Annotated in this window: 13 protein-coding genes; 5 read left to right on the forward strand and 8 right to left on the reverse strand. The window is 65.6% G+C overall.

Annotated elements, in window-relative coordinates:
- The first annotated feature begins 232 nt into the window (after positions 1-232).
- The 5 genes from F0U60_RS33305 (at position 233) to F0U60_RS33325 (ending at position 6,086) form a co-directional block, all read left to right on the forward strand.
- The gene (locus F0U60_RS33305) at positions 233-367 is read left to right on the forward strand and encodes a hypothetical protein (RefSeq protein WP_395806011.1); all 135 of its coding nucleotides are present in this window, start codon (positions 233-235) and stop codon (positions 365-367) included.
- A 109-nt stretch (positions 368-476) separates the two neighbouring features.
- Entirely contained in the window at positions 477-3,710 is a 3,234-nt protein-coding gene (locus F0U60_RS33310; RefSeq protein WP_395806013.1) for a lantibiotic dehydratase, read from the forward strand.
- Between the two features lie 84 nt (positions 3,711-3,794).
- Complete coding sequence (locus F0U60_RS33315) at positions 3,795-4,397, forward strand: helix-turn-helix domain-containing protein (protein WP_395806015.1); 603 nt, start codon at positions 3,795-3,797, stop codon at positions 4,395-4,397.
- A complete protein-coding gene (locus F0U60_RS33320; protein WP_395806017.1) occupies positions 4,394-5,203 on the forward strand; it encodes an SRPBCC domain-containing protein in 810 nt (269 codons plus the stop codon). The genes F0U60_RS33315 and F0U60_RS33320 overlap by 4 nt, the downstream gene beginning before the upstream one ends.
- 85 nt (positions 5,204-5,288) lie before the next feature.
- On the forward strand, positions 5,289-6,086 hold the full coding sequence (locus tag F0U60_RS33325) for an isocitrate lyase/phosphoenolpyruvate mutase family protein (RefSeq protein WP_395806019.1): 798 nt from the start codon (positions 5,289-5,291) through the stop codon (positions 6,084-6,086).
- Positions 6,087-6,197: 111 nt separating this feature from the next.
- Here F0U60_RS33325 and F0U60_RS33330 read toward each other — a convergent pair whose 3' ends face one another.
- From F0U60_RS33330 to F0U60_RS33365, 8 genes are all read right to left on the reverse strand, one after another.
- A complete protein-coding gene (locus F0U60_RS33330; protein WP_395806021.1) occupies positions 6,198-6,791 on the reverse strand; it encodes a glycoside hydrolase family 11 protein in 594 nt (197 codons plus the stop codon).
- 143 nt (positions 6,792-6,934) lie between these two features.
- A complete protein-coding gene (locus tag F0U60_RS33335; protein ID WP_395806023.1) occupies positions 6,935-8,881 on the reverse strand; it encodes an endo-1,4-beta-xylanase in 1,947 nt (648 codons plus the stop codon).
- Between the two features lie 76 nt (positions 8,882-8,957).
- Positions 8,958-10,505: a PHB depolymerase family esterase gene (locus F0U60_RS33340; RefSeq protein ID WP_395806025.1), complete on the reverse strand. Its 1,548-nt coding sequence runs from the start codon at positions 10,503-10,505 to the stop codon at positions 8,958-8,960.
- A 542-nt stretch (positions 10,506-11,047) separates the two neighbouring features.
- Positions 11,048-12,118, reverse strand: a complete 1,071-nt coding sequence (locus F0U60_RS33345; RefSeq protein ID WP_395806027.1) for a glycoside hydrolase family 43 protein — start codon at positions 12,116-12,118, stop codon at positions 11,048-11,050.
- A gap of 48 nt (positions 12,119-12,166) precedes the next feature.
- The gene (gene xylA / locus F0U60_RS33350; RefSeq protein WP_395806029.1) at positions 12,167-13,483 is read right to left on the reverse strand and encodes a xylose isomerase; all 1,317 of its coding nucleotides are present in this window, start codon (positions 13,481-13,483) and stop codon (positions 12,167-12,169) included.
- A 31-nt stretch (positions 13,484-13,514) separates the two neighbouring features.
- Positions 13,515-14,984, reverse strand: a complete 1,470-nt coding sequence (gene xylB / locus F0U60_RS33355) for a xylulokinase (RefSeq protein ID WP_395806031.1) — start codon at positions 14,982-14,984, stop codon at positions 13,515-13,517.
- 36 nt (positions 14,985-15,020) lie between these two features.
- Complete coding sequence (locus tag F0U60_RS33360) at positions 15,021-15,842, reverse strand: ATP-binding cassette domain-containing protein (RefSeq protein ID WP_395806033.1); 822 nt, start codon at positions 15,840-15,842, stop codon at positions 15,021-15,023.
- The gene (locus F0U60_RS33365; protein WP_395806035.1) at positions 15,839-17,038 is read right to left on the reverse strand and encodes a sugar ABC transporter permease; all 1,200 of its coding nucleotides are present in this window, start codon (positions 17,036-17,038) and stop codon (positions 15,839-15,841) included. The genes F0U60_RS33360 and F0U60_RS33365 overlap by 4 nt, the downstream gene beginning before the upstream one ends.
- Positions 17,039-17,100: the final 62 nt, after the last annotated feature.

Here is a 17,100-nt window from a genome sequence, read left to right on the forward strand (position 1 = left end):
GGTTCCCTACCGCGCCCCCCATGGCTCGAAGCCGTAGTTGAGGAGCGAGTGCTCCTGCGGGTTGGAGATACGGGTTGTGAATCCCTCTCTTGAGGGAGGCGGCGGCCGGACCTTTCGTGGCATCTCTGCTCCTACCATGGATTCCAGCGATTCCCATTCAGGCTGGAATTTTTCCAAACCATGGTGGCCGCATCCCTCTCAGTACACTTCGCATCACTCAGGAGGAACGCAGATGAACCCGCAGATGAACACGCAGAAGAAGCTGGTCCTGAAGGTGGAGACCCTCCGGATCCTGACCTCGCAGCAGCCGCCCGCCCAGGCCGGAGAGAAAGCCGCCGCATCCTTTACCCGCCCGCCGACCTGGTAATCACAGACATCGCCGTCCGCTGTAACCCGGCTTCGGGCCGGGCGCGCGTCATCCCGTGCGCCCGGCTGGCGGAGGTCATGTCCCTTCCGCCCTCTGCCTCCATCGCACCATGACTGCGCACGCGCCCTCTGGCTTCATCCATTCGGGTTTCTTCGCCCTCCGCACGTCCCTGCTGCCTTTCGACGAGCTGCTCGCCTGGAGCGAAGGGCTCACGGCCCGCGCCGCCGCGGAAGGAAACCCGGCCCGGCTGGAAGCGGCGCTGGCCTCGGACCGGGCCCTGCTCCGCGAGCGGCTCCAGGCTGCGCTCACCCGTCCCGAGATCCGCGAGGCCCTCTTCCTCGCCTCGCCATCGCTCGATGAGAGTCTCGGCTGCTGGAGGGAGGCCCCCGAGAGCGCGCGTGGACAGAAGGTCGAGCGCGCCCTCGTGCGCTACTGGTCCCGCATGGCGGGGCGCGCCACCCCGTTCGGCATGTTCGCGGGCTGTTCCGTGGGCCACATGGGTGCGGCCACGTGGCTCGCGTTGCCGGAGCGCCAGAGGTACCAGCGGCACGCTCGGCTGGACATGGATTACATCTGCACGCTGGCGGAGCGGCTGGCCACCCTCCCCGAGTTCCGCAAGGAGATCCTCTACCGCCCCAACTCCAGCCTCTACCGGGCGGGAAGACGGCTCCGGTATGCCGAGTCCCGCCTCCTTGGCCAGACCCGCACGTACCACCTCATGGCAGTGGAGCCCACGGACTACCTGGAGGCCACGCTGACACGGGCCCGCTCCGGGGCGAGCCTGTGCGCGCTGGCCCAGGCGCTCGTGGAGGCGGATCCCGACGTGCCGCTCGAGGAGGCCGAGGCCTTTGTCGGGGAGCTGATCGACAGACAGCTCCTCGTCCCGGAGCTGTCACCCTCGGTGACGGGCCCCGAGCCCATCCACGACCTGCTCGCGCGGCTGCGTCCTCTCACAGCGGTGGCGGAGAGCCACCAGCGGCTGGAGCAGGTACGGCAGGCGCTCGAGGAGTTGAACCAGCTGCCGCCTGGAGTGGACCCCGAGCGCTACCGAGGTCTCGCCAGGGGGCTGGAGGCGCTACCGGCGCCCGTGGAGCTGTCCCGCATGTTCCAGGTGGACATGGTCAAGCCCGCCGCGGAGCTGACGCTGGGCCCACAGCCCCTGGAGGAGCTCCACCGCGCCGTCCGGCTGCTGCACCGCCTCCACCCGGCCCTGGAGCCACTCCCCCTGCGCAAATTCCGGGAGGCCTTCCAGGAGCGGTACGGCGATCGCGAAGTTCCCCTCGTTGAGGTGCTCGACGAGGAGGCGGGAATCGGCTTCGACATGGTGGACCCGCCCACCGCGGAGGCCTCGCCCCTGCTGGAGGGGCTTGCGTTCCCCGCCCTGGCCTCGGAGGAGCGCGTCGACTGGGGAGCCCGGCAGCAACACCTGCTGTGCCGGCTGGCGGAGACGTTGCGCACGGGTGCGCACGAACTGGTGCTGGACGAGCACGACCTGGAGGTCCTGGAATGGCGGGAGGCCCCGCCCCTGCCGGATGCCTTCTCGGTCATGGCGACCCTGGTGGCCCCCTCGGAGGAGGCCATTGGCGCCGAGAAGTTCCAGGTGCTCATCGAGTCGGTGGTGGGGCCGTCCGGAGCGACACTGCTGGGCCGCTTCTGTCACGCGGATCCAGAGCTCCACCGGCACGTGGAGGCCCACCTGCGCGCCGAGGAGGCGCTCCGCCCGGAGGCCATTCACGCGGAGTTGGTCCACCTGCCAGAGGGGCGGGTGGGCAACATCCTGAGCCGGCCCGTCCTGCGCGAGCACGAGCTCGTCTTCCTCGGACGTTCGGGCGCGGAGCCGGAGCGGCAACTTCCCATCACCGACCTGCGCGTCTCCGTCCAGGGGCGCCGCATCGTCCTGCGCTCCGCGAGCCTGAAGCGGGAGGTGCTGCCGCGGCTGACGAACGCCCACAACTTCGCCCACGCCCACCTGCGGCTCTACCGCTTCCTCGCCACCCTCCAGCAGCAGGGCACGGCGGCGAGCATGAGGTGGAGCTGGGGCGCCTTGGAGACCAGCCCCTTCCTGCCCCGGGTCGTCTCCGGACGGCTCATCCTCCAGCGCGCACGTTGGAGGCTGCTGGCGGCGGAGCTCCATGCACTCGGCGAGGTGCACGGCGGCGCGCGTTTCCAGGCGGTGCAGCGGCTGCGTGACGAGCTGCGGTTGCCCCGCTTCGTGGGGTTGATGGACTGGGACAACGTGCTCCCGGTGGACCTCGACAACGTGTTGAGCATCGAGACCTTCGTCCACCTGGTGAAGGGACGCGAGCACGCGGAGCTCGTCGAGCTGCTCTCCGAGTCCCTCTGCGCGCACGGCCCCGAGGGCCGCTTCGTCCACGAGTTGGTGGTGCCCTTCGTGCGCACGGAGCTCCCCTCTCCCCCCGCGTCCCTCCCGCGATCCGCGTCCCTGCCCCGCTCGTTCGCCCCCGGCTCCGAGTGGCTCTACGCGAAGCTCTACACGGGGACAGCCACCGCCGATCGTGTCGTTCGCGAGGCGGTGGCGCCGCTGGTGAAGGAGGCGCTGGCCTCGGGCGCGGTGGACCACTGGTTCTTCATTCGCTACGGGGACCCGGATTGGCATCTGCGCCTGCGCTGCCATGGGCCGCCCGCCCGGCTGCGCGCGGAGGTGCTCGGCAGCCTCCATGAGGTACTGGCGCCCCTGCAACGGGAGGGGCTCGTGTGGCGCGTGCAGCTCGATACGTACGAGCGCGAGGTGGAGCGCTACGGGGGAACCGAGGGCATCCCCCTCGCCGAGCGCCTCTTCCACGTGGACAGCGAGGCCGTGATGGAGCTGTTGGAACAGCTCTCCGGCGACACGGGCGCGGACGCACGCTGGCGCATCACCCTGCTCGGTATCGACATGCTCCTCGGGGACCTCGGGATGGACCTGGAGGCCAGGCGCCGGATGATGGGCCGGATGCGCGAGGGCTATGGCCAGGAGTTCCGCGTGGACGTCACGTTCGAGCGGCAACTCGGCGAGAAGTTCCGCAAGCATCGTCAGGAACTGGAGGCCCTGCTCGCTCCCACTCCGGAGGTAGAGGGCCCGCTCGCAGCGGCACGGGAGGTGCTGCGAAGACGCTCGGAGCGGTCTGCCCCGTGGGTCCGCGAGCTGCGGGCCCGGGAGTCGGCGGGAAGCCTGACCCAGCCCGTGGAGCAACTCGCCGACAGCTACGTGCACATGCACGTCAACCGGATGCTGCGCACGGCCGCTCGGGCCCAGGAGCTCGTCCTTTACGATCTCCTCCACCGGCTCTACGAGTCCCGGGCCGCGCGCCAGCGCCGCGCCGTTCTGTCTGCTGGCAGGTGACCCAGCCGGCATGGGCTCGCCCGACCATTCATTTGGCACCGCAAAGGTATTGACAAAAAAAGTTGTCAAAGGCTTCATAGGCCCATGCTCGACGTGGAAGTCATCGAGGATCCAGCGGCCGCGGCGGTGGCGCTCGATTCCGTGAAGAGCCAGTTGCTGGCGCACCTGGCCACCCCCGCCTCCGCCGCGACGCTCGCAGCGCGCATGGGGATGGCCCGGCAGAAGGTGAACTACCACCTGCGGGCGCTCGAGGCGCACAAGCTGGTGCGCCTCGCCGAGGAGCGGCAGTGGGGCGGGCTGACGGAGCGCCTGCTCGTGGCGACCGCGTCCACCTACGTCGTCTCCCCGGGCGCGCTCGGGCCGGTCGCCGCGGATCCAGAGCGCACCGCGGACCGCCTGTCCGCGAGCTACCTCATCGCGCTGGGGGCCCGCCTCGTGCGCGAGGTCGGCTCGCTCTGGCACGGGGCCCGCGAGGCGAACAAGGCCCTGGCCACCCTGGCCATCGACACGGAGATCCGCTTCCGCTCGCCCGCCGAGCGCGCCGCCTTCACCCACGAGCTCACCCAGACCCTCACGGCGCTGGTCGCGCGCTACCACGACGCCTCGGCGCCCGGGGGCCGTTCCCACCGCGTGGTGCTCGCCGCCCACCCGCTCCCCACCCCGTCCCCCACGAAGGAAACCCCATGACCGTGAAGAAGGAAGCATCCGGACACCGCTCCGTCCAGGCCGAGGTCGAGGTCCCCGGCACCCCCGAGGCCGTCTGGCGGGCCATCGCCACGGGCCCTGGCATCTCCGCCTGGTTCGTGCCCACCGAACTCGAGGAGCGCGCGGGCGGCGCGACCGTCTCCCACTTCGCCGAGGACAACAGCATGGACGCGGTGGCGAAGATCACCACGTGGGAGCCGCCCCACCGCTTCGTCGCCGAAGCCCAGGAAGGTCCCGGCCCGGTGGCCACCGAGTGGACCGTGGAGACGCGCTCGGGGGACACCTGTGTCGTGCGCGTGGTGCACCGCTGGTTCGCGAGCACGGATGACTGGGATGGCCAGTTCGAGGGCCACGCGCACGGCTGGCGCTCCTTCTTCCGGCTCCTGCGCGCCTACCTCGCCCACTTCCCGGGCCAGCGCGCCGCGTCGTTCCAGCTCATGGGCATCACCTCCGGGCCCAAGGCCGCGGCGTGGGAGGCCCTCACCCGTCCGCTCGGCCTCACAGGCGCCACCGCCGGCACCCGGGTGCACGCTCCCGAGGGCATGCCCGCCCTGGGTGGCGTCGTGGAGTCCTCCGGCCCGTCCGAATGGCCCGAGCTGCTCCTCCGGCTCGACACGCCGGCCCCTGGCCTGGCCCACCTCTTCCCGCTCGAGATGGGCGGTCAGGTCTTCGTGACCGTCCGCTACTTCCTCTTCGGGGAGCAGGCGCCCGCGGCCAAGGTGCACGCGGAGGCGTCGTGGCGCGCGTGGATGGCCCGGCTCTTTCCCCCCGCCGCGCCCCCGGCCTGAGGGGCCGCTCAGGTCCAAAAAGCGCCAGCACCGCGCCGCAGCCCGTGCGATAGAAGCGGCCCTTCGAACACCTGGGGAGGAAACAATGACCAAGACCGCCGACTTCCGCCGCCTGCATCAGTCCGGCATCCTGATCCTGGCCAACGCCTGGGACGCCGGGAGCGCGCGCCTCATCGAGAGCCTGGGCGGCAAGGCCGTCGCCACCACCAGCGCCGGGGTCGCCTGGGCCTGGGGCTACAAGGACGGCCACGCCCTGCCGCTCGAGCGCCTGCTGCAGACCGCCAGCGCCATCACCCGCGCCATCGATGTGCCCCTGACCCTCGACATGGAGCGCGGCTTCGGCAACACGCCGGAGGAAGTGGCCGCCGCCGTGACCTCCGTCGCGCGCCTGGGCGTCGCGGGCCTCAACATCGAGGATGCCGACCTGCCGCCCGAAAACCTCGTCGCCCGCATCAAAGCCATCCGCGCCGCCCTGAAGCGCGAAGGCCTCGACATCTTCATCAATGCCCGCACCGACGTCTATCTGCGCGGGCTTGTCCCCGAGGGCCAGCGCGCCGCCGAATGCATCCGCCGCGCCGGGCTCTATCAGGAGGCGGGCGCCGACGGCATCTTTCCCGCGGGCATGACCGACCTGGGGGATATCGCCGCCATGGTGAAGGGCACCAGCCTGCCGGTGAACATCATGGCCCGCCCCACCCTCGCCCCCGCCGCCGAGTTGGAGAAGCTGGGCGTGCGGCGCATCACGGCGGGCAGCGCAATCTCCGAGGCCATGTACGCCCATGCGGCGCGGCTGGCGGGCGGTTTCCTGAAGGATGGGCTGTCGGCCCCGGTCACGGCCGAGTCGATGCCCTATCCGCAGGTGAACGGGCTGATGAAGGCCTGAGAGCAAGCGCCAGGGCCAAGAGAAGCAGGGCGGCACACGCCGCCCTGCCACGCGCCCAGCTCCAGGACCTCCGCGCGTCACATCCGTCTGTCCTTCCTATACGTCACGGCTCTACTGCTGCCAGACAGTGACGTTGGCGCTGCCGTTGCTGCCGAAGCCCTCGGTCGCCAGGACCTGATAGTTCATGGTACCGAGGTTCATGCCCAGGTGCCGCCAGGCGTTGACGTGATTGGCGAAGGTGATGGTGTTGTTGGTGCCGGTGGGGCGCTTGGAGGTCCGCACGCTCCAGTACTGGTAGAAGGTTCGGGTGCCCTCGATAGAGGGGGCGTTGACCCGCAGGGTCCGGTAGATGTTGTAGGTGCCGCCATCGGTGGTGATGGTGCCTAGGATCGCGGCGCCGCTGCCGGGCGGAGTGAAGCTGCCCCAGTTATCGACGACGTAGTACTCGATCAGCGGGTTCGTCGACCAGCCATAGAGCGTCAGATAGCCGTTCGAGCCGGGGTTGAAGATTCCGGCGTTGTAGCCGATCACCCGGTTGGTCGAGCCCGTGGCCCAGCCCTTCCCAACCACCATGTTGCCGCTCGAGCCAAGGCTCCAGGTGATACTGTAGTTGCCCCCACTGCCCAGGTTCAGGCAGCCCGACCCGGAGTCCTTCCACATCGTATAGAAGTACCCGTTGTGGGTGCCCGTTTGATTGTTGCACACGGTCTGCGCCTGCGCGCTTCCAGCAGAAGCCAGGGCGAATACAACAAACAGAGCGTATGACAGCGCAAACCTCTTCAACCGAGTGAGCGTCATTTTTGTCTCCCTATAACGTCAATTGAGAAAAGCCACCATCAGGAACTACGTCAGAACGTGCCGCTCCGGGTGAATGTCTGTCCGCCCGCTGTATACGTGATCGTGTACGTATCACCGCTGGTCGGATGCTCCGTACCCGAACCGCGAGTCTGGGCCGCGAACAAGCGATCGACTCCGGGATTCAGCGTCTGCCCAGGCGCCAACGTGAACTGATACGTGAACGCCGAAGCCGAGCTTGTAATGGTCTGGTTGATCTGGCCGCCAACCGAGTTGTGCTGCCCTGCGACACTCAAACCTGTCGTACGCTGAATCACCACCGTGACTGTCAGTGCGGTCAGCGGGACCGTGTGGCTGATACGAATATGCTGTTCGTTGTACCAGGCATTTGAACTCGCCACGACAGGAGTGATGGTGACATTCCCAGAGCCATCGTCCGTATTGACGATCAACCTCAACGTCGCAGTTCGAGACAACGTACCGGAGGACGCGGTGATCGTGACCGTTGCGCTCCCCACGGTCGCCGAGCTCGAGGCGGTGAGTGTCAACGAGCTGCTGTTCCCGGTGGTCGAGGCTGGACTGAACGTGGCCGTCACTCCGCTCGGCAATCCACTCGCACTAAGCGACACGCTGCCAGTGAATCCACCGAAGCGTGCGATCTCGAGGGCTGCGGATCCACTTGCGCCGGGTTTGATCGTGAGACTCGAGGGTTGTGCGGAGATCGAGAAGTCCGGCTGCGTTCCCGCGCCAACGGTGAGCGCGAGCGTCGCCGTGCTCGACAACGTGCCAGAGGTGGCAGTTACCGTCACGTTGCTCGTTCCCAAAGTCGCCGTGCTCGCTGCACTGAAGGTCAACGTGGCGCTGTCGCCGGTCGTAGACGGCGGAGTGAACGTGGCCGTAACGCCTGTAGGCAGGCCGCTGACCGCGAACGACACGCTGCCCGTGAATCCACCCGTGCGCGTGACCGCGATAGACGCAGTGGCGGTCGCGCCGCGGTTGACTGAAGCGCTGCCTGGCGCTGCAGAGATGGAAAAACTCGGGCGCGTCTTGAAGAAGTTCTCCAGCCAGACCATCGCCTGACGCTTGGAGCCATTGCTGTTGATGAGTCCGGTACCGTCGCGCCAGACCTGTCCGACGATGTAACCCCAGAGAGTGATGCCTTTGACACTGCTGTGATTCCACATCACCGGGAACAGCTCTTGGTATTTCGCCGCCTGCCCGGCCTCTGTCCCACCGCCAGTGATGTCGAGCTCGGAGATATAGACATCCAGGCCGGTTGAGGCATAGTCGTTCAGCGTGGCGGTCATCTGATTCGCGCTCATGTAGTCCAGATTGAAATAGTGGGCCTGGACACCGATGCCGTCGATCAGACCGCGAGCCTTCAGCAGGTTGATGATATTGATGTACTGCGCACGGACCGGCGGATCATTCTCGGTGCCGTACTCATTGATGAGCAGCTTGGTGTTCGGCAGGTACTTCCGCGCCAACTGAAACGAAGTGATGACCCAATCCCACCCAGTCACGCCGTCGCCGCCCAACGCCGCCTTGAACGGAAGCGGTGTCTTGATCGGCTCGTTGACGACGTCTATGGCCCAGGTGTTTGGATAACGCTGCGCGTACAGCTGAATCCATTGCTCGATCTCAGCCCGTTGCTCGGCGGCGGACAGCGAAGTTATCCACGAGGGGTATTGTGAGCCCCAGACGAGCGTGTGTCCCTTGAACTTGAATCCATTTTGTTGAGCAAAGTTGTAGGCCGCATCGAGCTGCGCCCAGTTCATCTGATTCCGGGTACCTTCAACGGAGCCCCACTTACCTGCATTTTCCGGGGTGACTTGATTCCAGTACTGCGCGAAGTTCGACGGCACACTTTGACTGATGACGTTGCCGAGGAACTTGGGCTGACCCTCTGCGAGCTGCGCCCAGGCCTGGGTCGAGAGCAGCAGCGCGACGAGTGAGGCTACAAAGGAGACGAATCGCCTCCATATGTGGTGATCATTCATGGATATGCTCCTGGGTTGTGCTGTTAGAAGACACTGAATCCAACATGCTCTTTCAGGCACTCGCGACACGGGCGACTCACGGCGACGTACACGTGTACGCCGAAGCGACCTGCGTGTCACCCGACGGACGACGGACCTGGACCCCGAAGGTCGTGCTGCCGCCCGGCGCCAGTGTTCCGTTATAGCTGCCGTTTCGAGCCGTAGCGGTTTGACCGCTCGTCGTGATCGTCGCGTTCCAGGAGCTGGCAATCGTATGGCCGGAGGGAAGACTGAAATTGACAGTCCAGCCGTTGATGGCCGCGGTGCCGCGATTCGTTACGGTAACCGGTTGGATGACGTAGCCATCCTGCCATTGGTTCTGGACCACTGCCGTTGCCGCGCAGACTCCATCGCCTGTTCCACCGCCGAGAGTGGTCGCGGTCACCGTGTTCGAAACAAGAGATACATTACCCGCAGCATCTCGGGCACGGACCTGGTAGCGGTAGGTTGTGTTCGGACTCAAGCCGCTGTTCACAAATGACGTCGTCGGGGACGTTGCGACCTGCACGAAGCTACCGCCGGCTGCACCAGGGGCTCGCAGAATGTCGTAGCCGCTCACCCCTACGTTGTCGGTCGACGGACTCCAGTTGAGAGAAACCGAATTGCTGGTCCAGGCGGGGGCCGTGAGATTCGCCGGTGTGCTGGGTGGCTGGTCATCAGGAGCTGCTGCGCCATCCAGCCCGAAAAACTGGATGACCATGGCGGCCATACCGCTCAAGGGCAGAGTGTGCCCGACACCTTCGAGGCTGATGGCCTCGACCGGGGCATCAACACCAGAGCCGCCGTAGCGAGTGCGTGTCCAGTTCGCCTGCGGGCGGTCCGTGAAGGTCGGCGTCTGGCTCAGCCCCAGAACGTTCGTCCACTGCTTTATTTCCTCGCCGAAATTCGGGTAGCGCAGCGTCGTATCGTCCGTGCCGTGCCACAGCTGCATCCTGGGACGCTCTCCGATGTAGCCGGGATAGGCTGCGCGCACGAGAGCGCCCCACTCCTGCGCGGTTTTGATCAGGTTGCCGTTGGCGCAGGTACTGTTCCACGACGAGCCATCGGTGGTAGCGAAGCAACCGAAGGGAACTCCCATGAACGCCGCTCCGGCTTTGAATACGTCCGGATAATTCCCAAGAAGCACGTTCGTCATCATCGCGCCGGAGGATGCGCCAGCGACGTACACCCGGTTTTCGTCCGCACCATAGGTGTCAATCACATAGGTGACCATGGACATGATGCCAACCGGATCGCTCCCTCCACCGCGCCGTAGTGCTTGCGGAGAGGAAACATCGAAGCAGTTACCGCTCCGCGTTGCCGATGGGTAGATGACGATGAATCCATAGCGGTCGGCCAGCGTACGGAATTCGGTTCCGGAGAAGAACGCAGGACCTGACCCGGTACAATAATGGACAGCCACCAGGATGGGCGGCGGCGAGGCCAGTATGTCCGGCGCGTAGACATGCATTCTCAGGTTGGTGGGATTTTCACCAAAGTTTGTAACCTCGGTGAGCGATGCCGCGAGAACGGGAGTTGAACCAATGGCTACTCCGCAAGTGAGTAGCGTGGCAGCCAGTCGAACAGATGCGAGCCAATTCATCATGTTCCACTTCCTTGTGCTCATGTTACTCACGACCGCCATTCATTGCGGTCGGATCGTCTCTCAACGCCTCACTGGTGGCGCAGGCAAATGACAGATGATACGACAGCAACCAATAGCAAGCTGGATGCTAAAACCTACCTCCCCGAGCAGACTGACTTCCTCATTACAGCGCACGGCATACCCTGGCCGATTTCAGAAGAAGCCACTTGTGGGGTGCACGCCAACGGATTGTACAAAGCTCTCGGACGCGGGAGTGCCAGCTCTTCTGGTTTGGCTTTATAGTCTCGGATTGCTGTGCTGTCAACGCAGATTCCATGATTTCTTCGAGTTCATGAAGTTACCGGTATTGTGTCGCTCCCCCAAGTGAGGGCGGAGTCGAAGCCGGCCATACCGTCGCTGCGAGTGTGGGGGAATTGCTAGCGCGTCGCGCGCGAAACCTGAGGGAGGTCCGTGAACCTCGACCCGCCAGCTCGCATCGCGCCTCTGAGCTATTGATTCTGAAAGCAGAACGGGGAGCCAGGCGGCTCCCCGTTCCTGCGCCGTCAGCGCATCGGCTTGATCGTTCGAATCGAACCGTCAGGATTGTAGTTCAGCTCAGTCACCTTGACGTTCCGCAGGTGCGTCTTACCCGAGAGCTGGGTGTCGTGGTAGAACAGCCACCACTTGCCATCGTGCTCGACAATCGAGTGGTGGTTGGTCCAGCCCTGCACCGGCTCCAGGAGCACCCCCTGATAGGTGAAGGGTCCGTACGGGTTGTCGGCGACCGCATACACCAGCCGGTGGGTGTCGCCCGTGGAGTAGCTCAGGTAGTAGCGGCCCTGGTACTTGTGCATCCAGGAGCCCTCGAAAAAGCGCCGGTCGGAATCACCGCCGAGCAGTGGCTTGCCGGCTTCGTCGACGATGGAGAGGTCACGTGGGGCCTCGGCGAACGTCAGCATGTCGGCGTTCATGCGCGCGATCTTGGGCATCAGCGCAGGCTTGTCCGGCTGCTTCAGGTCGGTCACCGAGCCGTTCTGCTCGTAGGTTCCGGTCGCCCAACGCTGCAGTTGGCCGCCCCAGATGCCGCCGAAAATCATGTAGGACTGCCCGTCGGTATCGGTGAACACCGCCGGGTCGATGCTGAAGCTGCCATTGATCGGCTCCGGCTCGGCCTTGAACGGCCCCTCTGCCCGGTCAGAGACCGCTACGCCGATGCGGAAGATGTCCTGTTTGTCCTTGGCCGGGAAGTACAGGAAGTATTTGCCGTCCTTGTATGCGGCATCGGGAGCCCAGAGCTGGCGGCCGGCCCAGGGGATGTCCTCGAGCCGCAACACCACGCCATGGTCGGAGACTTCCGTCCCGACGCGCTCCATCGAGAAGACATGGTAGTCGCGCATGGCGAAATGGCTGCCGAGGTCATCCTCGGGCACGCCCGCCTCGATGTCATGGGACGGGTAGAGATAGATGCGGCCGTTGAAGACGTGGGCCGAGGGATCGGCGGTGTAGATGCTCGAAATCAGCGGCTGATTCAGGAATTGGGGGTCAGCGGGCGTCGCCCGTTGGGCCGTGGCACAACCGCCTGCGGCGGCGCCCAGCAGCCCTGTCGCCGCAGCGGCACGCAGTTTGGTCAGCATGTCGTCTCTCTCCTATGTGACTGATGAGGTTCGGTCGGATCGGTGCAATCAGATGTAACGGTTGACCAGGTTTTCCAGCGCCTCCTGCCTTCCGGAAACCGGAGTCACGTCTTCATTACGGCTCAACACGCGCTCGGAGAGCGCTTCCAGTGAGAGGCGACCCTCGAGCGCGTCTCGCCCGAAAGATGTCCGCCAGCCGGCGTAGCGCTCACGAACGGCTTTGGCGAGCCGGTCATCCTCGATCATGCGCGCTGCGACCAGGAGTGCCCGGGCGCAGAGATCCATTGCTCCGACGTGGCCGTGGAACAGGTCGGTCGGATCGATCGACTGGCGCCGTACCTTGGCGTCGAAGTTCAACCCGCCGGTCGTAAAGCCGCCCCCCTGCAGCACCGAGTAGAGTGCAATGGCGGTTTCGGGCAGGTTGTTCGGGAACTGGTCGGTGTCCCAGCCCAGCTGTGGATCGCCCCGGTTCATGTCCAGACTGCCGAAGATGCCGAGCGCCTGTGCCAGAGCGATCTCGTGCTCGAAGCTGTGGCCGGACAAGGTCGCATGGTTGGCCTCGATGTTGACCTTCACCTCCTTCTCCAGTCCGTAGCGCTTCAGAAAGCCGTAGACCGTTGCCACATCGAAGTCGTACTGGTGCTTGGTTGGCTCGCGCGGCTTGGGCTCGAGAAGGATCGTGCCCGTGAAGCCGATACGGTGCTTGTAGTCCACGACCAGGTTCAAGAAACGCCCGAGCTGGTCGAGCTCCTGCCGCAGATCCGTGTTGAGCAGCGTTTCGTAGCCCTCGCGCCCACCCCACAGGACGTAGTTCTCGCCGCCCAGTTGCAGGGTTGCATCGATCGCCGCCTTGACCTGCGTGGCGGCCATGGCGAACACCTCCGGGTCGGGATTGGTGGCGGCCCCCGCCATGTAGCGACGATGGCTGAAGAGGTTCGCCGTGCCCCACAGCAACTTGACACCGGTGCGTTGCTGGTGTGCGGCAAGGTGTTCCACCATGTGACGGAAGTTGGACAAGCTTTCACGTGGCGTGGCGCCCTCTGGCGCGACATCGCGGTCATGGAAGCAGTAGTACGGGACGCCGAGCCGACTGAGAAAGTCGAACGCGGCCTCGGCCTTGCGCACCGCGAGCTCCATGGGGTTCCCGCCGGTGAACCAGGGCCGCAAGAAGGTTTCCCCCCCGAAAGGGTCCAGCCCTGTCCACACGAAGCTGTGCCAGTAACACACGGCGAACCGCAAATGGTCTTCCATGCGCTTGCCAAGCACGATGCGGTCCTTGTCGTACCAGCGGAAGGCCAGCGGGTTGTCGCTTTCGGGCCCCTCATAACGGATTGGCTTGATATCGGCGAAATAGCCACTGCTCATCAGTAGGTCTCCTGGTTTCAGAGGGGTGAAATCATCGGGGGTTCAGGCGCTTGAGCGCGGGGTACAGCGCGCGGAAGCGCTCGTAGCGTTGCATCAGGTACTGCCGATGCTCGGGCGCGCGAGGCCGCCATCGTTGCGCCACGGGGGGAGGACGGCACACCGCTGCCTCGTCGCCCCCCACAGAGAGCCAGGCCAGACGGGCTGCACCGAGGGCCGCACCTGCCTCGCTGCCTTCATGGGTTACAAGCTCGAGGTCGAGCACGTCTGCCAGCAGTTGCGCCCAGCGTTCGCTGCGTGCACCGCCGCCCACCAAGGACAAGCGCTCCACCGCGGTGCCACCCTGCTGCAAGGCGAGCAGGCCATCGCGCAGGCCAAAGCTCACGCCCTCCATCACCGCATACGCCACCGACGCCGCTGCGTGTTCGTTCAACAGACCAAACAGCACGCCACTGGCATTCGGGTCGTTGTGAGGCGTGCGCTCGCCGGACAGGTACGGAAGGAAGAGCGGCGCATGGTGCATCGCGTCGGGGGTGAGCGAATCGATGCGTGCGAGGAATGCCGACACGTCGGCGTGTCCGGTGAGCCTCGCCGCCCAGGTGAGGCAACTGGCGGCCGACAACATCACGCTCATCTGGTGCCAGCGCCGCGGGAGCGCATGGCAGAATGCGTGGACGGCCGACTGCGGGTTGGGCCGGAAGCGGTCATTGCAGACGAAGAGGACGCCTGAAGTGCCGAGCGACAAGAAGCCCTGGCCCGGCTCCACGGCGCCAATGCCCACCGCGCTCGCCGCGTTGTCTCCGGCGCCTCCCGCCACCACCGCTGTCTGCGGGATGCCCCAACGACGGGACCATTGCGGAAGGAGCCGCCCGCTCGGCTCGCTCCCCTCGACCAGCGTGGGCATCTGATGCCGGTGCAGGTCGCAGGCCTCGAGGAGCTCATCGGACCAGTCTCGACGGGCAACGTCGAGCCACAGTGTCCCCGCGGCGTCCGACATCTCGCTCACCTTCTCGCCTGTCAGTTGTAGGCGCAGCCAGTCCTTTGGCAGCAAGACGGCGGTGATTTGCGCGAATGCCTCGGGTTCATGGCGCCTCAGCCACAGCAACTTCGGCGCCGTGAACCCTGGCATGGCCAGGTTGCCCGCGAGCTCGGTAAGGCGTGGCGCTTTGCGCATCAACTCCTCGCATTCTGCGCCGCTGCGTCCGTCGTTCCACAGAATGGCCGGCCTTAGCACCCGGTCGTGCGAATCAACCACCACCGCGCCGTGCATCTGGCCCGACAGCCCAATGGCTTCGACAGCGCGCAGGGCCGCCGGTTGGGCAGCGGCCAGCCCATCCAGGGCGCGGCACGTCGCGTCCCACCATTCCTGGGGGGCCTGCTCCGACCACAGCGGATGCGGTCGCGAGACAGCGAGAGGCTCGCGAGCGGTGGCCACGATCCGTTGGTCACGGTCCAGCAGCAGCACCTTCACTTCAGAGGTACCGAGGTCTATGCCGATGAACATGCTTTGCCCTCTGCTCGGTCAACGAGCACGGTCGGCCTATGCGGGCCCAATGGAGGCCGCGGAGGAAGTGGGCGTCACCTGGGGGGGCGTGGTGGCGTGCTGCCGCTGCGGCGGGCGACCGAGAATGATCATGCTCAGAACGTCGTCTTGCGTCAGGTCCGCCACACGCTCGGTGCTCACCACCTTGCCGTTCTTCATCACGGTCACGCGGTCGCAAACCTCGAAGACGTCCGGCATGTCGTGGCTGATGAGGAAGATGCCGATACCATCGGCTTTCAGGCGACGAATCGTATCCATCACCATGCGTGTCTCCGCCGGGCCGAGGGCCGCGCACGGTTCGTCCATGATCAGAATCCGCGCATTGAAGTAGAGCGCTCGCGCGATCGCCACCGTTTGCCGCTGCCCACCGGACATCGCGCGCACCGGCTTGTGCAGTTCGGTGAAATGGGGATTCAGCCGCTGAATGATTTGTCGCGCCTCGTGCTGCATCCGGGGCGTGTCCAGGGTCCTCCACGGTGTCATCAGCTCGCGGCCGAGGAAGAGGTTGGCCGCGGCATCGAGGTTGTCGGCAAGCGCCAGGGTCTGGTGGATGGTTTCGATGCCCGCGGCACGCGCCTCTCGAGGACTCCCGAAACGCATCGGCCGGCCATTGACGAGGATTTCGCCACTGTCCGGGGGGTACACGCCGGACAGCATCTTGATGAGCGTCGACTTGCCGGCCCCGTTGTGGCCGAGCAGGCCCACCACCTCTCCCGCGTAGAGGTCGCAACTCACTCTATCGACGGCCATGACGCCGCCGAAGTGCTTCGTGACCTGGCGAACTTCGACCAGGGGCCGGCGACCCTCATGGCCAATCATCGATTGCTCCGTCGGTTGTAGACCACGTCGAACCACACGGCGGCAATGAGCACCAGGCCGATGAAGATCTGCCGCTTCGCGCTGGAGACATCCATGAGCACCATGCCGTTGTCCAGGCTCTGGATCAGCAGCGCCCCCACCACGCAACCCGCGATCGAGCCCACGCCGCCCGCGAGCGAGGTGCCGCCGATCACCGCCGCGGCAATCACGTACAACTCCGCCATCTGCCCCATCGAATTCGCCCCCGAATTCAGGCGCGCCGTCGTGATCATCGCGGCCAGTGCGGCGAGCGCACCCATGAGCATGAAGAGGTAGAGCATCACGCGGAGCGTCGGTATGCCCGAGAGCAACGCAGCTTCCGGATTGCCGCCCAGTGCAAACAGGTAGCGTCCGAAACGGGTGCGCTCAGCGATGAAGCTCATCACGAACATGACGGCGATGAAGATGAGGACCGGCACCGCGATCCCTTTTCCTACCCGGTTCTGCTGTGCATCGAAGCCGACATAGCTGTTCATCACCGCGACGAACGCCCCAATCGCGCCGCATTGCAACACCACCCGCAGCACGTCGGCCCACAGCGGGGGCTGTTCGGCGCCGTAGCGGGCGCTCGTGCGGCGCACGTGCCAGCGATGCCAGGCAACGGCGATGCAGGTGAGCACGCCCAATGCCGAACTCCAACCCACGCCGATCGAACCGGACAAGCCGCCACCGAGGACCTGGTAGTTGGTATGCAGCGGCGCGATGGTCTGCCCGTCAGCGACGAGGAAGGCCGCACCGCGATACATCAGGTAGCCGGCCAACGTGACGACGAAGGCAGGCACCTGTCGGTAGGCGACCCACCACCCCTGAAAGGCCCCGACGGCGACGCCCGCCGCCACGCCGAGCGCGATGCTCAGCAGCCAGCCCCAGTTGGCTTCCGGATGAAACCACCGCACCTGGCTGTAAGCGATCAGCATGCCGGTAAAGGCGAGCAGCGAACCCACGGACAGGTCGATCTGCCGGGCCACGATCAGGAACACCATGCCGCAGGCCATGATGCCGGTCACGCATGTTTGGATTGACAGGTTGTAGAGGTTGCGCGGCGTGAGGAAGGTGCCTTCGGTCAGAGCCGCCAGGACAGCCCAGACCATGAGCAGCACCAGGACCATTGAACTGAAGCGCGGGTCAAAGCCCGTCTTGCGGAGAAGGATTTGCATCGCGAGGGCGTGTTCTGGAAGAGACGGCCTCGCAGCGCTCGTCGCCGCTGCGAGGCCGAGCG

This window comes from Archangium minus (assembly GCF_044360475.1).
GTDB classification, from domain to species: Bacteria; Myxococcota; Myxococcia; order Myxococcales; family Myxococcaceae; genus Archangium; species Archangium minus.

Excerpts from the sequence above, each read along its gene's own strand:
- xylB (WP_395806031.1), bottom strand. The coding sequence starts at position 14,984 with ATGTTCATCGGCATAGACCTCGGTACCTCTGAAGTGAAGGTGCTGCTG.
- F0U60_RS33340 (WP_395806025.1), bottom strand. The coding sequence starts at position 10,505 with ATGATGAATTGGCTCGCATCTGTTCGACTGGCTGCCACGCTACTCACT.
- F0U60_RS33335 (WP_395806023.1), bottom strand. The coding sequence starts at position 8,881 with ATGAATGATCACCACATATGGAGGCGATTCGTCTCCTTTGTAGCCTCA.
- F0U60_RS33315 (WP_395806015.1), top strand. The coding sequence starts at position 3,795 with ATGCTCGACGTGGAAGTCATCGAGGATCCAGCGGCCGCGGCGGTGGCG.
- xylA (WP_395806029.1), bottom strand. The coding sequence starts at position 13,483 with ATGAGCAGTGGCTATTTCGCCGATATCAAGCCAATCCGTTATGAGGGG.
- F0U60_RS33305 (WP_395806011.1), top strand. The coding sequence starts at position 233 with ATGAACCCGCAGATGAACACGCAGAAGAAGCTGGTCCTGAAGGTGGAG.
- F0U60_RS33365 (WP_395806035.1), bottom strand. The coding sequence starts at position 17,038 with ATGCAAATCCTTCTCCGCAAGACGGGCTTTGACCCGCGCTTCAGTTCA.
- F0U60_RS33310 (WP_395806013.1), top strand. The coding sequence starts at position 477 with ATGACTGCGCACGCGCCCTCTGGCTTCATCCATTCGGGTTTCTTCGCC.
- F0U60_RS33320 (WP_395806017.1), top strand. The coding sequence starts at position 4,394 with ATGACCGTGAAGAAGGAAGCATCCGGACACCGCTCCGTCCAGGCCGAG.
- F0U60_RS33325 (WP_395806019.1), top strand. The coding sequence starts at position 5,289 with ATGACCAAGACCGCCGACTTCCGCCGCCTGCATCAGTCCGGCATCCTG.
- F0U60_RS33360 (WP_395806033.1), bottom strand. The coding sequence starts at position 15,842 with ATGATTGGCCATGAGGGTCGCCGGCCCCTGGTCGAAGTTCGCCAGGTC.
- F0U60_RS33345 (WP_395806027.1), bottom strand. The coding sequence starts at position 12,118 with ATGCTGACCAAACTGCGTGCCGCTGCGGCGACAGGGCTGCTGGGCGCC.